Below are 14,119 nucleotides of genomic sequence, written 5' to 3'. Positions count from 1 at the left end.
TCCTTGGGTGAACTGATCGGTAAGAATACCTCTAAAGTGTACCGATCTGTCAATAAACTCAAGTATTATTTTGCGACTTGATGTAATTCCTTAAGAAACGGGGCGAAAAGCTATGTATTTCAACGGGGTAGGCAAGGTGGATTGAACCGCGCGGCCAAGTTTAATATGTACAGGTCAGTACATGCAGGAGCGGGATCATGCGCCCAAACAAACGAGATGAGCTTGTACGCAAGGCGATGCAGGTGTTCTATCGCGACGGGTTTCACGCGACTGGCATGGACAAGCTGGTGGTGGAAACGGGCGTGTCGAAAACCTCGATGTACAAGCATTTCCGCACCAAGGAAGAGTTGATCCTGGCCGTCCTGCGCCTGCGGGACGAAAGCTTTCGCGAGTGGGTTCTGGGGCGTATGTCAGACAGGGCCGACACGCCGGCGGGGCAAATCCTGGCCAGTTTCGACGCCCTCAAGGAATGGTTCGAACAGGACGAGTTTCGCGGCTGCATGTTCATCAAGGCGGGGGCCGAGTATCAGGAAGCCGATCATCCGATCCATGTTCAGGCCGCCAGACACAAGCAGGTGATGCTGGATCATTTCACGCACCTTGCACAAAAGGCGGGCGCCCCTGCACCTGAAACGCTGGCACGACAGATTGTCTTGCTGCAGGAAGGTGCAATAGTCTCTGCCGTGCTGTTGAAAAGCGGCGACCCTGCCGAAGACGCCAAAGAGGCTGCCGCATTACTGCTGAAAACCGCCTTGGCCTAACCCGCCGGGAAAGAACGTTGCGTTGTTCAGGGGCCCAACGCCACGTCACATGGATTGGCGGGAAGCGCTGGGCTAGGTAGCCTATAACAAACGCTTATCCGGAGATCTGAAGATGTCGCTTTTCACCTCGTCCGCCGCCTGGGTTACAGATGAACACCGCATGTTTGCCGATATGGCAGGCCGGTTCATGGATGATGAACTTTCCCCGAATGTTGAAACATGGGCCGACAACGGCGTTGTCGACCGCGCGTTTTGGCACAAGGTCGGCGAAGCAGGGCTGATGGCGGGTTCGGTCGCCGAAGAATATGGCGGCGTTGGTGGCGGCATGGGCTTTGATGCCGTGACGATCTATGAACAGGCCGCGCGCGGTGATGCGGGTTGGGGGTATGGGATTCAGTCCATCGTGACCCACTACATCGCGACCTATGGCAGCGAAGACCAAAAGCAAAAATGGCTGCCCAAGCTGATCTCGGGCGAAATGGTAGGCGCGCTTGCAATGACTGAACCGGGCACCGGGTCCGATGTTCAGGCCGTGCGGACGACGGCCGAGAAGGATGGCAACTCTTACAAGCTCAACGGGTCCAAGATTTTCATCACCAACGGTCAGTCGGCGGACCTGATCGTTGTTGCGGCGAAAACGGATAAGTCCCTTGGGGCAAAAGGCGTCTCCCTGATCGCGGTCGAAACCGAGGGCGCGGATGGGTTTCGCCGGGGTCGCAACCTCAAGAAGCTGGGCATGAAGGGCAACGACACCGCCGAGCTGTTCTTTGAGGATGTCAAAGTGCCGTTGACGAACCTGCTGGGTCCGGATGAGGGGCAGGGGTTTTATCAGTTGATGAAGCAATTGCCCTGGGAACGTCTGACCATCGGTCTGATGGCCCTTGGGGCAATCGATTTCGCCATCGCCGAGACGGTGAAATACGTGCAAGAGCGTAAGGCCTTCGGTCAGCGTGTCATGGACTTCCAGAACACGCGTTTCAAACTGGCCGAGTGCAAGACCAAGGCCGAAGTGCTGCGCAGCTTTGTGAACGACTGTATCGCCAAGCTGGAGGCTGGAGAACTGGACGCCGCGACAGCCTCGATGGTCAAATACTGGGGGTCCGAGGTGCAGAACGAAATCATGCACGAATGCCTGCAACTGTTTGGCGGCTATGGGTTCATGATGGAATACCCGATTGCCCGTCTTTACGCGGATGCACGCGTGCAGATGATCTATGGCGGCACTAACGAAGTTATGAAAGAACTGATCGCGCGGTCACTCGACGTCTAAGGGGCTCCCGCCCATCTTTGTCGTTTCTGTCGAAACGACTGTGCTGGTTGGGCCGCGCAGTTTGCAGAGGGCGTTTGTTCAGGCCCGAAGGGTCATATTCACCGCTGCCACCGAAATTTGCGCCGACACGACCCCGACAGGCCGTTCCTCTTTCCTCATCTTGAGTTGCTGCCACCTTGCGCGCTAATGCTGCGGACAAGGATGAAAGGTGACCCGTGACCAACCCCGAACACTCTCTGTGGCGCGAGACATGCCGTGAAGACCTGAACGCCGAGCCCCTCTCAGCCGATGTGACGGTGGATCTGGCCATTATCGGTGGCGGATACACCGGGTGTTCCGCTGCGCTTTACGCTGCGAAATCCGGCGCGTCGGTCTGTCTGTTGGAGGCGCAGGACATCGGCCATGGCGGCTCGGGGCGGAATGTCGGGTTGGTCAATGCGGGCCTTTGGTTGCCCCCCGACGACATTCGCAAGCACTTGGGTCAGGCAACTGGTGACCGCCTGATTGACCTTCTGTCCCAAGCTCCGTCCGAGGTCTTTGCCCTGATCGAAAAGCACCAGATCGATTGCGAGCCGGTGCGGAACGGAACACTTCACTGCGCGCACTCACCTGCCGGGTTGCGCGATCTGCAAACCCGCCACGCGCAGCTTAGCACGGCGGGCGCTCCGGTCGAGCTGTTGTCGGCCCGGACCGCAGCGCAAAGAACCGGTAGCGAGGCGTTTCATGGGGCGCTGTTTGATCCTCGGGCCGGTACTATCCAGCCACTGTCCTATGTGCAGGGTATGGCGCGAGTGGCGCGTGAGTTCGGCACGCAGATCTACACCAACAGTCCGGTTCGCAACCTGCGCCGGGAAGGTGAGGTTTGGGTTCTGGAAACCCCCGGCGGATCGGTGCGCGCAAGGGCGGTCATTCAAGCCACAAACGCCTATCATCAAGGTATTGAGGACACCGCGCCCGCCTATGTGCCGGTCTACTACTTTCAATATGCGACCGCGCCTTTGTCCCACAATCTGCGCAACAGCATTCTGCCGCAGGGCGAAGGATGCTGGGATACCGGCCTGATCATGACATCGTTCCGGCTGGATCAGGACGGACGCATGATCATTGGCGGGATGGGGGATCTAAGCCATGCTGGCCGCGCGGCCCATACAGGATGGGTCAGTCGCAAATTGGCCGAACTGTTTCCGCACCTATCGGATCAACCATTGGTTCAGGGCTGGCACGGGCGGATAGCCATGACGTCGGATCATATTCCCAAGATCACTCAGCTTGGCCCAAACGCCCTGTCCGCCCATGGGTTTTCCGGGCGCGGCATCGGGCCCGGCACGATGTTCGGGCGGTTGATGGCTGAAAGCCTTTTGACAGGGGATTTCTCATGCCTGCCGGTGCCAGTCGTATCCGAGCACCGCGAAAGCTGGACGCGCCTGCGCCGTGCTTATTTCGAAACCGGCGCGGCGCTGACGCATCTGATCAAGGCGCGGCTCTGATACGTCAGACCGAGCGGGTGATACCACCATCGACCCGGATGTTTTGTCCGGTGATGTATCCGCCTCCCTCAGAAGCCAGCAGAGAAATCACCGGCGCGATTTCGTCGCGACTGCGCCCATAGCGGCCCATCGGAATCCTGTCGCGGAAGTCCTGTTTCTCGGGCAGGCTGTCGATGAAGCCGGGCAGCACATTGTTCATGCGGATGTTGTCTGCCGCGTATTTGTCGGCATAGAGCTTGGTGAAAGCCGCGAGGCCAGAGCGAAATACGCCCGAGGTCGGAAAGGCCGGGTCCGGTTCGAATGCGGCGAAGGTTGAGATATTGATGATCGATCCACCGCCTTGGGCCTGCATGATCGGGGTCACCAGCCGGGTCGGGCGGACGGCGTTTAGAAAATACACCTCCATCCCCAGATGCCAGTCGTCATCCGACAGATCCAGCACCGCGCCTTTTGGGCCATGCCCGGCTGAATTGACCAGAACGTCGATCCGCCCCCAATGGGACATGGCCGCATCCACCAGCCGTTGCAGATCGTCGTTGGATTGGTTGGACCCGGTTATACCGACGCCACCCAGTTCCCGGGCCAATGCCTCGCCTTTGCCGGATGAGGACAGGATACCGGTTTTGAACCCGTCAGCGGCCAGCCGACGGGCCGCGTCAGCGCCCATCCCGCTGCCGCCGGCTGTGATCAGGGCAACTTTTTCGGTCATTTTCGCGCTCCAATTTGCATCTTTCCTGAGAATGAGCCGCGGCGCTGCGTTTGACCAATCAGTTCTTCTGCTCTAAGCCTGTAGAAAATCTACTGTGTGCGGATATGCCAGCCCTTCCACCTCTGAACGCTTTGCGTGCTTTTGAAGCTGCGGCCCGACATCTGAATTTTCGCCTTGCGGCGGAAGAACTGGGCGTTACGCAAGGGGCTGTGGCGCAGCAGGTTCGAGGGCTTGAGGCGCGCTTGGGCATTGCCCTGTTCGATCGGATGCCGCGCGGTCTGCACCTGACGGAAGAGGGCCGCAAACTCAGCGCGCCTCTAAAACGCGCGTTTCGCCTGATCGAAAACGCGGTGGAAGAGGCGGCAGACCAGCGTCGGATCACGATATCCGTGACACCCAGTTTTGCGTCGAAATGGCTGGTGCCCAGGCTGTCGGATTTCACGGCGAAGCACCCGGAAATTCAGGTTCAGATCGATGCGCAGGAACATCTTGCCGAATTTGGAAAAGACGGTGCCGACATCGCTGTGCGCCACGGTCAATCGCATCTGACATCCGATCTGCGGGCCGAGCCCTTGTTTTCGACCGAGCTTATTGTCGTCTGCGCGCCAGATCTGGCCGGGCGCGTGTCTGATGTGCGGGATTTGATGGGGCAGACGTTGCTTAGCGATTCACATGGTCTTTGGCCGCTGTTTCTGGAACATGCCGGGGTGGACGGAAGGCCGCGCATGATGACGTTCAACCACACCAGCCTTGCAATTGACGCGGCTGTGGCGGGGCAGGGGTTTGCCCTGGCAGATGCGGCGCTTGTCGGGTCCGAACTGACCTTAGGCCAGTTGGTCAAACCCTTCGAACAGGTGCTAAGCGGTGATCCGGGGTTTTACATCGTGACCCCGAGGAAGCCGCGCCAGCCCAAACTGGTCGACGCGATGCGGCGTTGGTTGCTGTCACAGGTCTAAGCGCCCATAGCACGCTCGGCGGACCAAGCGTTTGCTGTTCCCCCGACCGTGCAAAATGGGACCGCGAAAATTTACCATTCCAGCCATAGACGCGGGCATTAGGCTCCTCTAACGTCGCCCCGATCCCCAGTGAACCCTGACAAACAGGCGCGAGGTAAATTCATGGATTATCACAGTCCTGCCAGCTTTGCCGAAGCATCGGCCCTGGCGGCAAACGCAACGGGCATAACACGATTTCTGGCAGGCGGCACCGATGTTTTGGTGCAGTTGCGCGCCGAGCTGGTGACGCCCGACACGCTGATCGATGTCAAGAAAATCAACGGTGTGCATGACATCACCCGCAACGCGGATGGCAGTTGGACGCTGGGCGTGGCAACCACCGGCGCGGAAATGAGCGAGCATGCCGAACTCGGCCGCGACTGGCCCGGCGTGGTCGAGGCGATGGATTTGATCGGCTCGACTCAGGTTCAGGGGCGCGCGACGCTGACCGGCAATCTGTGCAACGGGTCGCCTGCGGCGGACTCGGTGCCTGCCATGGTGGCTGCGGGTGTGACGGTCACGGTCACCGGACCGGATGGCACCCGAGAGGTCGCGGTTGAGGATATTCCGACCGGACCGGGCAAAACCTCGCTGGCGAAGGGAGAGTTGGTTTCAGCGGTTAACATCCCTGCCCGTGGTGACAACGCAGGCGACGCCTATCTGCGGTTCATTCCGCGGACCGAGATGGATATTGCGGTTGTCGGCGTCGGTGTCAGTCTGCGTCTGGACGGCGATACCATCACCGAAGCGCGTGTGTCTTTGGGTGCTGTGGCACCGACTGTTCTGCTGGTGGAAGACTGCGCCACGGCGATCATTGGCAGCACGCTGGACGATGCAGCGCTGGACGCGCTGGCCGCTGCGGCCTCTGCCGCCTGCAACCCGATTGACGACAAGCGCGGCACAATTGAATTCCGCACCGAGGTCGCAGGCGTTCTGGCCAAGCGCGCCGCGAAAATCGCCTATGCCCGTGCGAAGGGAGAAAATGTATGAGCAAGCTCCACGTATCCACATCCGTGAATGGGGACACGGTCGAATACCTTTGCGACCCGCGCGAAACACTGCTGGACTGTCTGCGCGACAAACTGAACCTGACCGGCGCGAAAGAGGGCTGCGGCACCGGAGACTGCGGGGCCTGTTCGGTGACCGTTGACGGTCGTCTGGTCTGTTCCTGCCTTGTGCTGGGGGTCGAAGCGGACGGCAAACAGATCGAAACCGTCGAGGGGATTGCAGACGGTGACGTACTGCATCCATTGCAGCAGAAGTTCATCGAGCACGCTGCCCTGCAATGCGGCATCTGCACGCCCGGCATTCTGGTGGCGGCCAAATCGCTGCTGGAAAAGAACCCGGACCCGACCGAGGAAGAGGCGCGGTATTGGCTGGCAGGCAACCTCTGCCGCTGCACCGGGTACGACAAGATCATTCGCGCCGTGATGGAAACGGCAGCAGACCTGCGGGAGGCGTCATAATGGCTCTGGACGATCGCAAATCTGATTTCACCTTTGTTGGCACCCGCCCGAACCGCCCCGATGGTTTGGACAAGGTCACGGGCCGCGCCAAGTTCGGCGCGGATATGTCGGCACCTGGCATGTTGCACGGCGCGGTTCTGCGCTCGCCCCATGCCCATGCGCGGATCGTGAAGATCGACACCTCAAAGGCCGAGGCGCACAAGGACGTCAAAGCCGTCGTGACACGCGCCGATTTCGCCGACGTGCCCTTTGCCCCCGGTCTGGCGGGCGAGTTCTGGAACGTGCTGGAAAACGTCATGGCCGGTGAAAAGGCGCTGTATGACGGTCATGCCGTGGCGGCAGTCGCCGCAAGTTCGGCTTTGGCGGCCCGCGATGCGCTCAAGCTGATCGAGGTTGAATACGAGGTCCTGCCCCATGTCACCGATGTAGACAAAGCGATGGCAGCGGACGCGCCGGTGATCCGCGAAGGGGCTGCGGATTACTCGGTGCCGCAAGGCATGCATACGAACGTTGTCCGCTATCACGAAAGCGGCCATGGCGATGTCGAGGCTGGCTTTGCCGAGGCTGATCTGGTCATCGAGGACAGCTTTGTGACCGAGGCGACGCATCAGGGCTATATCGAACCACATGCCTGTCTGGGTATGTTGGGCAATGACGGCAAGGGTGAGTTGTGGTGCACCACCCAAGGCCACTGGATCGCACAGAAAACCTGCGCCGCGCTGTTGGGCATAGAGACCTCGCAATTGCGCGTAACCGCGTCGGAAATCGGCGGAGGGTTCGGCGGCAAAACCACCGTTTTCATCGAGCCCGTCGCGCTGGCGCTGAGCCGCAAGGCCAACCGCCCGGTCAAGATCGTGATGTCCCGGTCCGAGGTGTTCCGGGCCACCGGCCCGACCTCATCCGCGTCGATGGATGTGAAAATCGGGATGAAGAAGGACGGCACCATTTCGGCGGCGCAGGGCGTGTTCCGTTTGCAAGGCGGGGCCTTCCCCGGTGCGCCGGGCGACATGACTGCCATGTGCGCCTTTGCGCCCTACAACCTGACCAACGTCAGGCAGATCGGTTACGACGTTATGGCCAACCGCCCGAAGCAGGCGGCCTATCGCGCGCCGGGGGCTCCGATGGGGGCCTTTGCCGTCGAATCGGTGATCGATGAGCTGTGCAACAAGCTGGGCCTCGACCCGGTCGAAGTGCGCCTGAAAAACGCCGCGCATGAGGGCACAAGGGCCAGTTACGGGCCAACCTATGAACGCATCGGTCTGGTTGAAACGCTGGAAGCCGCCAAGGCGCATCCTCACTACGCGGCCCCGCTGAAACCGGGGCAGGGGCGTGGGATTTCTTGCGGGTTCTGGTTCAACCACGGCGGCGAAACCTCGGTATCGCTGGCGCTGTCCGAGGACGGCTCGGCCCAGTTGATGGTCGGAACGCCCGATATTGGCGGCTCGCGCGCGTCCATGGCGTTGATGGCGGCCGAAGTGCTGGGCATTCCGTACGAGAACATCCGCGTCACCATCGCTGACACGGCAACGCTGGGCTATAACGACGTCTCGCACGGAAGTCGCGTGACCTATGCCAGCGGTCTGGCGACCATCAAGGCGGCGAAACACGCGGTTGAAAAGCTGTGCGAACGCGCGGCGGCCAAATGGGGCATCCCTGTGGACGCGGTGAAATGGGAAAACGGCTGCGCGGTTCCTTCCGGGCCCAATGCGGGCGATTTCGATCCCTTACCGCTGGCCGATATCACGGCGAACATGGGTCGCACCGGCGGTCCGATCTCGGGGCATTTCGAGGCCACCCCCGAAGGCGCGGGCGTGTCCTTCGGCACCCATATCGTCGATGCCGAGGTCGATCCGGAAACCGGCAAAACCTCGATCACCCGCTACACGGTCATTCAGGACGCAGGCAAGGCGATCCACCCGGCATATGTCGAAGGCCAGTATCAGGGCGGGGCTGCACAAGGCATCGGCTGGGCGCTGAACGAGGAATACATCTATGGCGAGGATGGACGGTTGCAAAACTCGGTCTTCCTCGACTACCGCATCCCGGTCGCCAGCGACCTGCCGATGATTGACACAGTGATCGTCGAGGTTCCGAACCCCGGCCATCCGTTTGGTGTGCGTGGGGTCGGCGAGACAGGCATCGTGCCGCCCCTCGCTGCCATCGCCAATGCGGTGTCGAACGCGGCAGGGGTTCGGATGAAACAACTGCCCATGTCACCGCCGCGCATTCTGGCTGCGTTGAAGGACAATGATTGACGTCCACCTCTGGTCTAGCCTCCGGTCACTGACCGGGGGCAGGCAAGTGGTGACGGTCGAGGCCACCACCACCGGAGAGCTGTTGAGCGCCCTGGTGCGCGCCTACCCGCAATTGCAGGCCCCCATCGACGCGGGGGTGTCCATCGCCATCGACGGGCGCGTCATTGCCACCGGCCTGACCGAACCCATCCCGGAAGGCAGCGAAGTCTATCTGATGCAGAGGTTGCGGGGCGGCTAGCCCTTTGGCGTCCACGGCGCGCGCCCGACCATACGGTCAGCCTCGGCTGTGATGTCGTTCATATGCGCCTCAAGGCTGAGGCGAAGGGTCTCAAGGGTGTCTTCGCTGGCCTTGCGCGGTACGGTTTCCGTCCACTCACGGCACAGAAACACGCCTTCGTTGCGCCACGGGCGCGGCATCAGCAACCGGTCCCAGGTTCCCGCCTCGCGCCCGTGTTTGGCGGAAAAAGTGATGCCGAACACGCGCTTGCCCGAGGTGCGCGCCCATACCAGAGGCACGGTCGACAGAACCCGTTCCGGCCCTCGCGGACCGTCCGCGGCGATTCCGATGGAAATGCCCTGCTTCACCTTTCCGATCACTTCGCGCGACACGGCAATATTGTTGGAATTTTTGCTGGTCATGGCGATCGTGTCCATGCCGAACAGCTTCTGCACCCGACCTACCATGCTGCCTGCCCGCGCCGAGGACGTAATTGAACAGATGCGCCCTTTATCCAGCGGAAAGAAATAAGGGGATTGGGCCAGCCGCTGGTGCCAGAGGACGACAATGACCGGCTCACCCTGTTCGGCCAGCTGGTCCAGCTCCTCATACCCGATGCGCTGCCAGCGCGTGTTGCGGTTGACCATCCGGATATAGCTGGCAATCCGCCGCGCGGTCCAGTTCAGTACGGCTTCGCTGTCTGCGATCTTCTTGCGGAGGCTCACACCGGGTTCCTTTTGCTGACCAGACCTTGTCTTACCCAACTGCACGGCCCGCGCAACTTGTTTGTCAGATTGCGAAGTATGAGAGATTGTAAAAAAGCCTCTTGAGTCCGCCGCGCGGCTGGCCTATTTGGGGCCTCACCATAGGGGTATAGCTCAGTTGGTAGAGCGACGGTCTCCAAAACCGTAGGTCGCGGGTTCGAACCCTGCTGCCCCTGCCATTTCCAAACCAATCACGTAACTGTATCACCGCGCTCGTCACTGACCTCGGCGCGTTTTTTGTGCGTTTGAAAGAGCGTGTGAAGCAGGGTTCAAATCAAGCCCGGCATCGTTTCCACCTTATTAGGTGGTCGGCCAGGTTTCAGGGAGAACCTTTGCGGCCAGCGAGCAGGACCCAGCAAAATGCGGGGTTTGTACACGTCATTGCTGAAAGAGCTGGGCCACAACAACGGTAAGGACAAAGAAACTGCCATCACCATTTGGTCTGTAGGTCAGCGTAACATCCTGGGCTCTCGCTGTTAGTCCCTGTTGATTAGAGCGAAAGAGGGGTTGCAAACTTTGCCAACCCAGCGACAGCAATTGGGGTCGCAAATACTGATACCCCGGTGGGCGTAGTACATAGGCCATAGGTCGGCAAACAGGAAACTGCCTTAACGCGTCTGACGAGCGAATTTAGGGCCGGTGCGGCGAAATGCCGAGCAAATTAATCGGCCAGACCTTCTTTCTTGGCGTCAGCCTCAAGGTCTTTCCAGAATTTCAGCGTGGACTTGAAAGTGGATTCCAGTTCTTTTTCGACGGCCTGCGCCGGTTTCGGTGGCAGTTTGGCCAAGGCTTTTTTGACACGCTGTTTGGCCTTCTGAATTTGACCCACCCTCTGTTTGATCCGCGCCTTTACTTCCTTTTTTGCCTTTTCCACTTTTGCGTCGGACATTGCTTTTTGCACTTCCTCCAGCCCTTCTTCAGCGCACATTTCCACGACCGCTTGCTCTACTTCGGCATAGGCTTTTTTCTCGGGTGCTGGCGCTTGTTTCACGGACCATTTCGCTTTTGCTAGGGCCGTTTCGGCACGTTTCTTCGCTTTTTTCGCGCTGTGTTTCACGGCTGCCGGCTTTTTCTTTTTTCAGAATGCGTTGACCTTCTTTTGCGTTTGAGGATCAAGTTTAGGCATGGGTTACTCCATTGAACGGACTATGAAATTTGAGGTGGGCGCCAGGGCTTGAAATATCTGGGTATCGTTCAGGCGCGCCATATTTGAAACAATCTTAACTCGAGTCCGCATTCCGACAAAGGAACCAATTCACATAGGAAATACACGAAGGCTAGAGAGGCTGGGTGAGCCCTTGCCTAAACCTTGCTGTTGGGACGCAGGCCACGAGCAGCCTGCCACCGGATGGGGCGAGTTGCTTTCCTGCATTGAGGGAAGGGTGGGGCAAGATGTGCCGGGGGCCTAACCTTCGCGAACAGCACCTGCAACCACGTAAGGCACTGGTTTCGCTGAGTAGAGTTGCAGAAAGTCGCTCTAAAGCCGTTTGACGACTCTGTGGTACAACTTTTTCAATGGATGTCGCCGAAGGTTGGCAAGCTTTGTCTCCAACAAATTTGTCTTTCTTGTTTCTACCTCAAGGCGCTCTTCCAACTCCTTGCGACTCAACCTTGCATGCTTGGTGCCAGCTGGGTTCAATCCCCGGAAATCACGTCTTTTTTCATTTTCAACGTATCTAAAGAAGACGGCCATAATTCGCATTAGGGTTTGAGTTTCGTCTTCTTGGTTGTCCTGTTCTGCCGTTGGCTCGGTGAGTGGGCTTCCCTTGATTTGTTGATTAATAAGTGCCGTTTGTTTTGCAAATTTCTGATTGACGATAGCAATGTCATCCGGTGATGGACCATGACTAAATTCGAGTTCCGGGGAAGCCTCGATCAGACGATCCGCAATCAGCGGATAAGTTGCATGATCAAATACGCCGTTTATCATTCGAAGAAACTGACTTTCGCGTTCAGTTAACGATCGATTGACCCTGAGAGGGCTCACTGTTGGCCAGTTCCCAGGTGGTAGGTTCAGAACCTTTTCCAAGAAGAAGCTGCATATGTCGCGTTTGGCATCGTCGTAGTTAAAGACATCAAAGGTCAAACCCAATCTTTGGGCGGCTAAAATCTCTTCCATAGTTGCGCCCATAGTGTCTTCTGCGGCTTCAATAAACTGACGAAAGTCACCGGTAAATCGACCGCGTTTGATGCCTTGCTGCCAGCTTGAAAATAATAGCTCACTGTAGTTTCTGGCAAAAAACACGATGTGAGTTGCAAAGCCCAAGTTTTGCAACTCCAACGCAAATTCTTTCAAACGCTTGCTGTCAAAAGCCTGCAGGAATTCGCTTGAGATCAGGACATGCGGCTCATTCCTTTGAAACACCGCCAAATTTCGAGCGACAAAGTCGCCTACCGTTTCTCGAACAGCCTCTTTTCTTTTGAAGATACTTGTTTCTTCGATGTCTTTTGCCAGGACGGAACCCAGGGGCGTACCGTTGCCGCCTGTGGCCTTTCCCTTGATAGCATCGGTCAAATCGACCAGAGGTGGATAGTAGATTCCCGCTTGAGATAGCTCTTCAGTGTGTCGGGCAAAAAACGTCTGAAGTGCGGACGTGCCTGTTTTGGCGTGCCCCACGTGCAAATAGACTATCTTCTTATTAGCTTCTTCCTGATTTGCCACGTCGCCCTCTGCTATGTGTTGAACCTTGTTCCCACGTGGAAATTTGGCCCTGCTTCTTATTTTGCCACCAATCGCGCGACCGAACCGCGTTTTCATGGCATTGCCGACAATCAGATACCTGACCAAGAATTCAACTTTGTTTAAACAGCGTCACAGTTGGAAAGCCAAGCCAGTGAGGGCTGCCGCCGTTGGCTAGCCTCAGATCGGCCACTTGGCTACTGCTACATGTTACAAGTCTATTGGTAAGCCCGAAGCGTGCAGATTGGCTGCCTGCCGCTGTCACTTCCCCTAAACAGGTATCTTGGGCGCGGGCGTTCATCGCGCGGAACCCGGTTTCCTCTGGCGGATGAATGGCCTAATGTCCCGGCAGAACAGAAACCGGAAAGAGGGCCCATGTCGCGTTTCGATGGATATTTCCTGCGGCAATTGCTGATTCTGTTCGGCTTTTTCACTCTGGTCCTTGTCGGGGTCTTCTGGATTACCCGGTCTGTCAGCCTGTTTGACAGCGTGATCAGCGGCGGGCAGTCGGCCATGGTGTTTCTGGAATTCACTGCGCTGACCTTGCCAACTCTGATCCGCACCGTGATGCCAATGGCGGTGTTTGCGGCGGCGGTGTACGTCACCAACCGTCTGAGCCGGGAAAGCGAGCTGACGGTGATGCTGGCGACCGGGTCCAGCCCCTGGCGGCTGGCGCGGGCGGTGGTTCTGTTCGGCTTGATCACAGGCTTGATGATGGCGGTGATCAGTGTGTTTCTGCGCCCGGCCTCGGTCGAACAGCTTGAGATCAGACAAGCCGAGGTTGCAGGCGATGTGACCGCTCAGTTGCTGAATGAAGGCGAGTTCCTGCATCCGGCCGAGAATGTGACCGTCTATATCGGGCGCATCGATCTGGACGGCACGCTGAAAGAGGTTTTTGTCTCGGACCGGCGTGATCCGGAAAATGCGGTGAGCTATTCCAGCGCGACCGCCTATCTGGTCAACAATAGCGCGGGCATCCATCTGGTCATGGTGGACGGGGTCGCGCTGCGCCTGAACCAAGAGGGTCGGACCCTGTCGTCGACCCTGTTTCAGGATGCGTCCTACGACATCTCGGACCTTACGCGATCCGGTGGCATGACTCGCCGCAGTCTCGAGGCGATTTCAACCGCCGAGCTGATCTATGACATGAAGTCGGTGGAAGTGGCCGAACGGCACAGCCGGGGCCATTTGGTCGAAGAGTTGCACCAGCGATTCTCATGGATTGCCATCTGTATCGCGGTGTCGCTGGCAGGGTATTCGACCCTGATGCTGGGCAGCTTTTCCCGCTTTGGCCTTTGGCCCCAGATTCTGGGCGCCTTTACTATCCTGGTCCTGCTCGAAGGGGTTCGAGGTTTCGTGTCACCAGTTGTCATCGATGATCCAAGGCTGTGGGGTCTGCTTTACGTTCCCGCTGTTATCGGAGTGATCGTGTCGGCGCTGTTCCTGCTGATCGCGGGCAGGCCTTTGTTGCGCAAACGGACCCGAGACGGGACGCCATTGCCCTCGCCAGCCTGA

At 58.5% G+C, this 14,119-nt stretch carries 13 protein-coding genes and 1 tRNA gene; 10 read left to right on the top strand and 4 right to left on the bottom strand.

Annotated features, from left to right (window positions below; all coding sequences use genetic code 11):
* Positions 1 to 197: 197 nt before the first annotated feature.
* From ACR0AC_RS03725 to ACR0AC_RS03715, 3 genes are all read left to right on the top strand, one after another.
* On the top strand, positions 198 to 761 hold the full coding sequence (locus ACR0AC_RS03725; protein WP_170452525.1) for a TetR family transcriptional regulator: 564 nt from the start codon (positions 198 to 200) through the stop codon (positions 759 to 761).
* Between the two features lie 112 nt (positions 762 to 873).
* Positions 874 to 2,031, top strand: a complete 1,158-nt coding sequence (locus ACR0AC_RS03720) for an acyl-CoA dehydrogenase family protein (RefSeq protein WP_170452523.1) — start codon at positions 874 to 876, stop codon at positions 2,029 to 2,031.
* 215 nt (positions 2,032 to 2,246) lie between these two features.
* A complete protein-coding gene (locus ACR0AC_RS03715) occupies positions 2,247 to 3,518 on the top strand; it encodes an NAD(P)/FAD-dependent oxidoreductase (RefSeq protein WP_170452513.1) in 1,272 nt (423 codons plus the stop codon).
* 4 nt (positions 3,519 to 3,522) lie between these two features.
* Here the strand turns inward: ACR0AC_RS03715 and ACR0AC_RS03710 are convergent, their stop codons facing one another.
* Positions 3,523 to 4,227 carry an SDR family oxidoreductase gene (locus ACR0AC_RS03710; RefSeq protein WP_170622931.1) on the bottom strand — a complete coding sequence of 235 codons (705 nt, stop codon included), beginning with the start codon at positions 4,225 to 4,227 and terminating at the stop codon, positions 3,523 to 3,525.
* A 104-nt stretch (positions 4,228 to 4,331) separates the two neighbouring features.
* Between ACR0AC_RS03710 and ACR0AC_RS03705 the strand changes: the two genes are divergently transcribed.
* From ACR0AC_RS03705 to ACR0AC_RS03685, 5 genes are all read left to right on the top strand, one after another.
* The gene (locus ACR0AC_RS03705; RefSeq protein WP_170622933.1) at positions 4,332 to 5,183 is read left to right on the top strand and encodes a LysR substrate-binding domain-containing protein; all 852 of its coding nucleotides are present in this window, start codon (positions 4,332 to 4,334) and stop codon (positions 5,181 to 5,183) included.
* A 162-nt stretch (positions 5,184 to 5,345) separates the two neighbouring features.
* Positions 5,346 to 6,212 (top strand): FAD binding domain-containing protein, encoded by an 867-nt coding sequence (locus tag ACR0AC_RS03700; protein WP_170622934.1) that lies wholly within the window; start codon positions 5,346 to 5,348, stop codon positions 6,210 to 6,212.
* On the top strand, positions 6,209 to 6,688 hold the full coding sequence (locus tag ACR0AC_RS03695; RefSeq protein WP_170622937.1) for a (2Fe-2S)-binding protein: 480 nt from the start codon (positions 6,209 to 6,211) through the stop codon (positions 6,686 to 6,688). The genes ACR0AC_RS03700 and ACR0AC_RS03695 overlap by 4 nt, the downstream gene beginning before the upstream one ends.
* On the top strand, positions 6,688 to 8,943 hold the full coding sequence (locus ACR0AC_RS03690; RefSeq protein ID WP_170622938.1) for a xanthine dehydrogenase family protein molybdopterin-binding subunit: 2,256 nt from the start codon (positions 6,688 to 6,690) through the stop codon (positions 8,941 to 8,943). The genes ACR0AC_RS03695 and ACR0AC_RS03690 overlap by 1 nt, the downstream gene beginning before the upstream one ends.
* Positions 8,936 to 9,181 (top strand): MoaD/ThiS family protein, encoded by a 246-nt coding sequence (locus ACR0AC_RS03685; protein ID WP_170521810.1) that lies wholly within the window; start codon positions 8,936 to 8,938, stop codon positions 9,179 to 9,181. The genes ACR0AC_RS03690 and ACR0AC_RS03685 overlap by 8 nt, the downstream gene beginning before the upstream one ends.
* Here ACR0AC_RS03685 and ACR0AC_RS03680 read toward each other — a convergent pair.
* Positions 9,178 to 9,885: a DUF374 domain-containing protein gene (locus ACR0AC_RS03680; RefSeq protein ID WP_170622939.1), complete on the bottom strand. Its 708-nt coding sequence runs from the start codon at positions 9,883 to 9,885 to the stop codon at positions 9,178 to 9,180. The two genes, ACR0AC_RS03685 and ACR0AC_RS03680, sit on opposite strands and share 4 nt — an antisense overlap.
* 142 nt (positions 9,886 to 10,027) lie before the next feature.
* Between ACR0AC_RS03680 and ACR0AC_RS03675 the strand changes: the two genes are divergently transcribed.
* Positions 10,028 to 10,103, top strand: a tRNA-Trp gene (locus ACR0AC_RS03675).
* Positions 10,104 to 10,585: 482 nt separating this feature from the next.
* Here the strand turns inward: ACR0AC_RS03675 and ACR0AC_RS03670 are convergent.
* Both ACR0AC_RS03670 and ACR0AC_RS03665 read right to left on the bottom strand, forming a co-directional pair.
* Positions 10,586 to 10,981 carry a hypothetical protein gene (locus tag ACR0AC_RS03670; RefSeq protein ID WP_170622941.1) on the bottom strand — a complete coding sequence of 132 codons (396 nt, stop codon included), beginning with the start codon at positions 10,979 to 10,981 and terminating at the stop codon, positions 10,586 to 10,588.
* A gap of 420 nt (positions 10,982 to 11,401) precedes the next feature.
* The gene (locus ACR0AC_RS03665; RefSeq protein WP_480582521.1) at positions 11,402 to 12,586 is read right to left on the bottom strand and encodes a hypothetical protein; all 1,185 of its coding nucleotides are present in this window, start codon (positions 12,584 to 12,586) and stop codon (positions 11,402 to 11,404) included.
* 393 nt (positions 12,587 to 12,979) lie between these two features.
* Here ACR0AC_RS03665 and lptF point away from each other — a divergent pair, with 393 nt between their 5' ends.
* Positions 12,980 to 14,119: an LPS export ABC transporter permease LptF gene (gene lptF / locus ACR0AC_RS03660; protein ID WP_480582519.1), complete on the top strand. Its 1,140-nt coding sequence runs from the start codon at positions 12,980 to 12,982 to the stop codon at positions 14,117 to 14,119.

Source organism: Ruegeria sp. H7 (assembly GCF_056532945.1).
The sequence above is the reverse complement of the archived record's forward strand: the minus strand, read 5'-3'. Positions and strand labels throughout refer to the sequence as shown.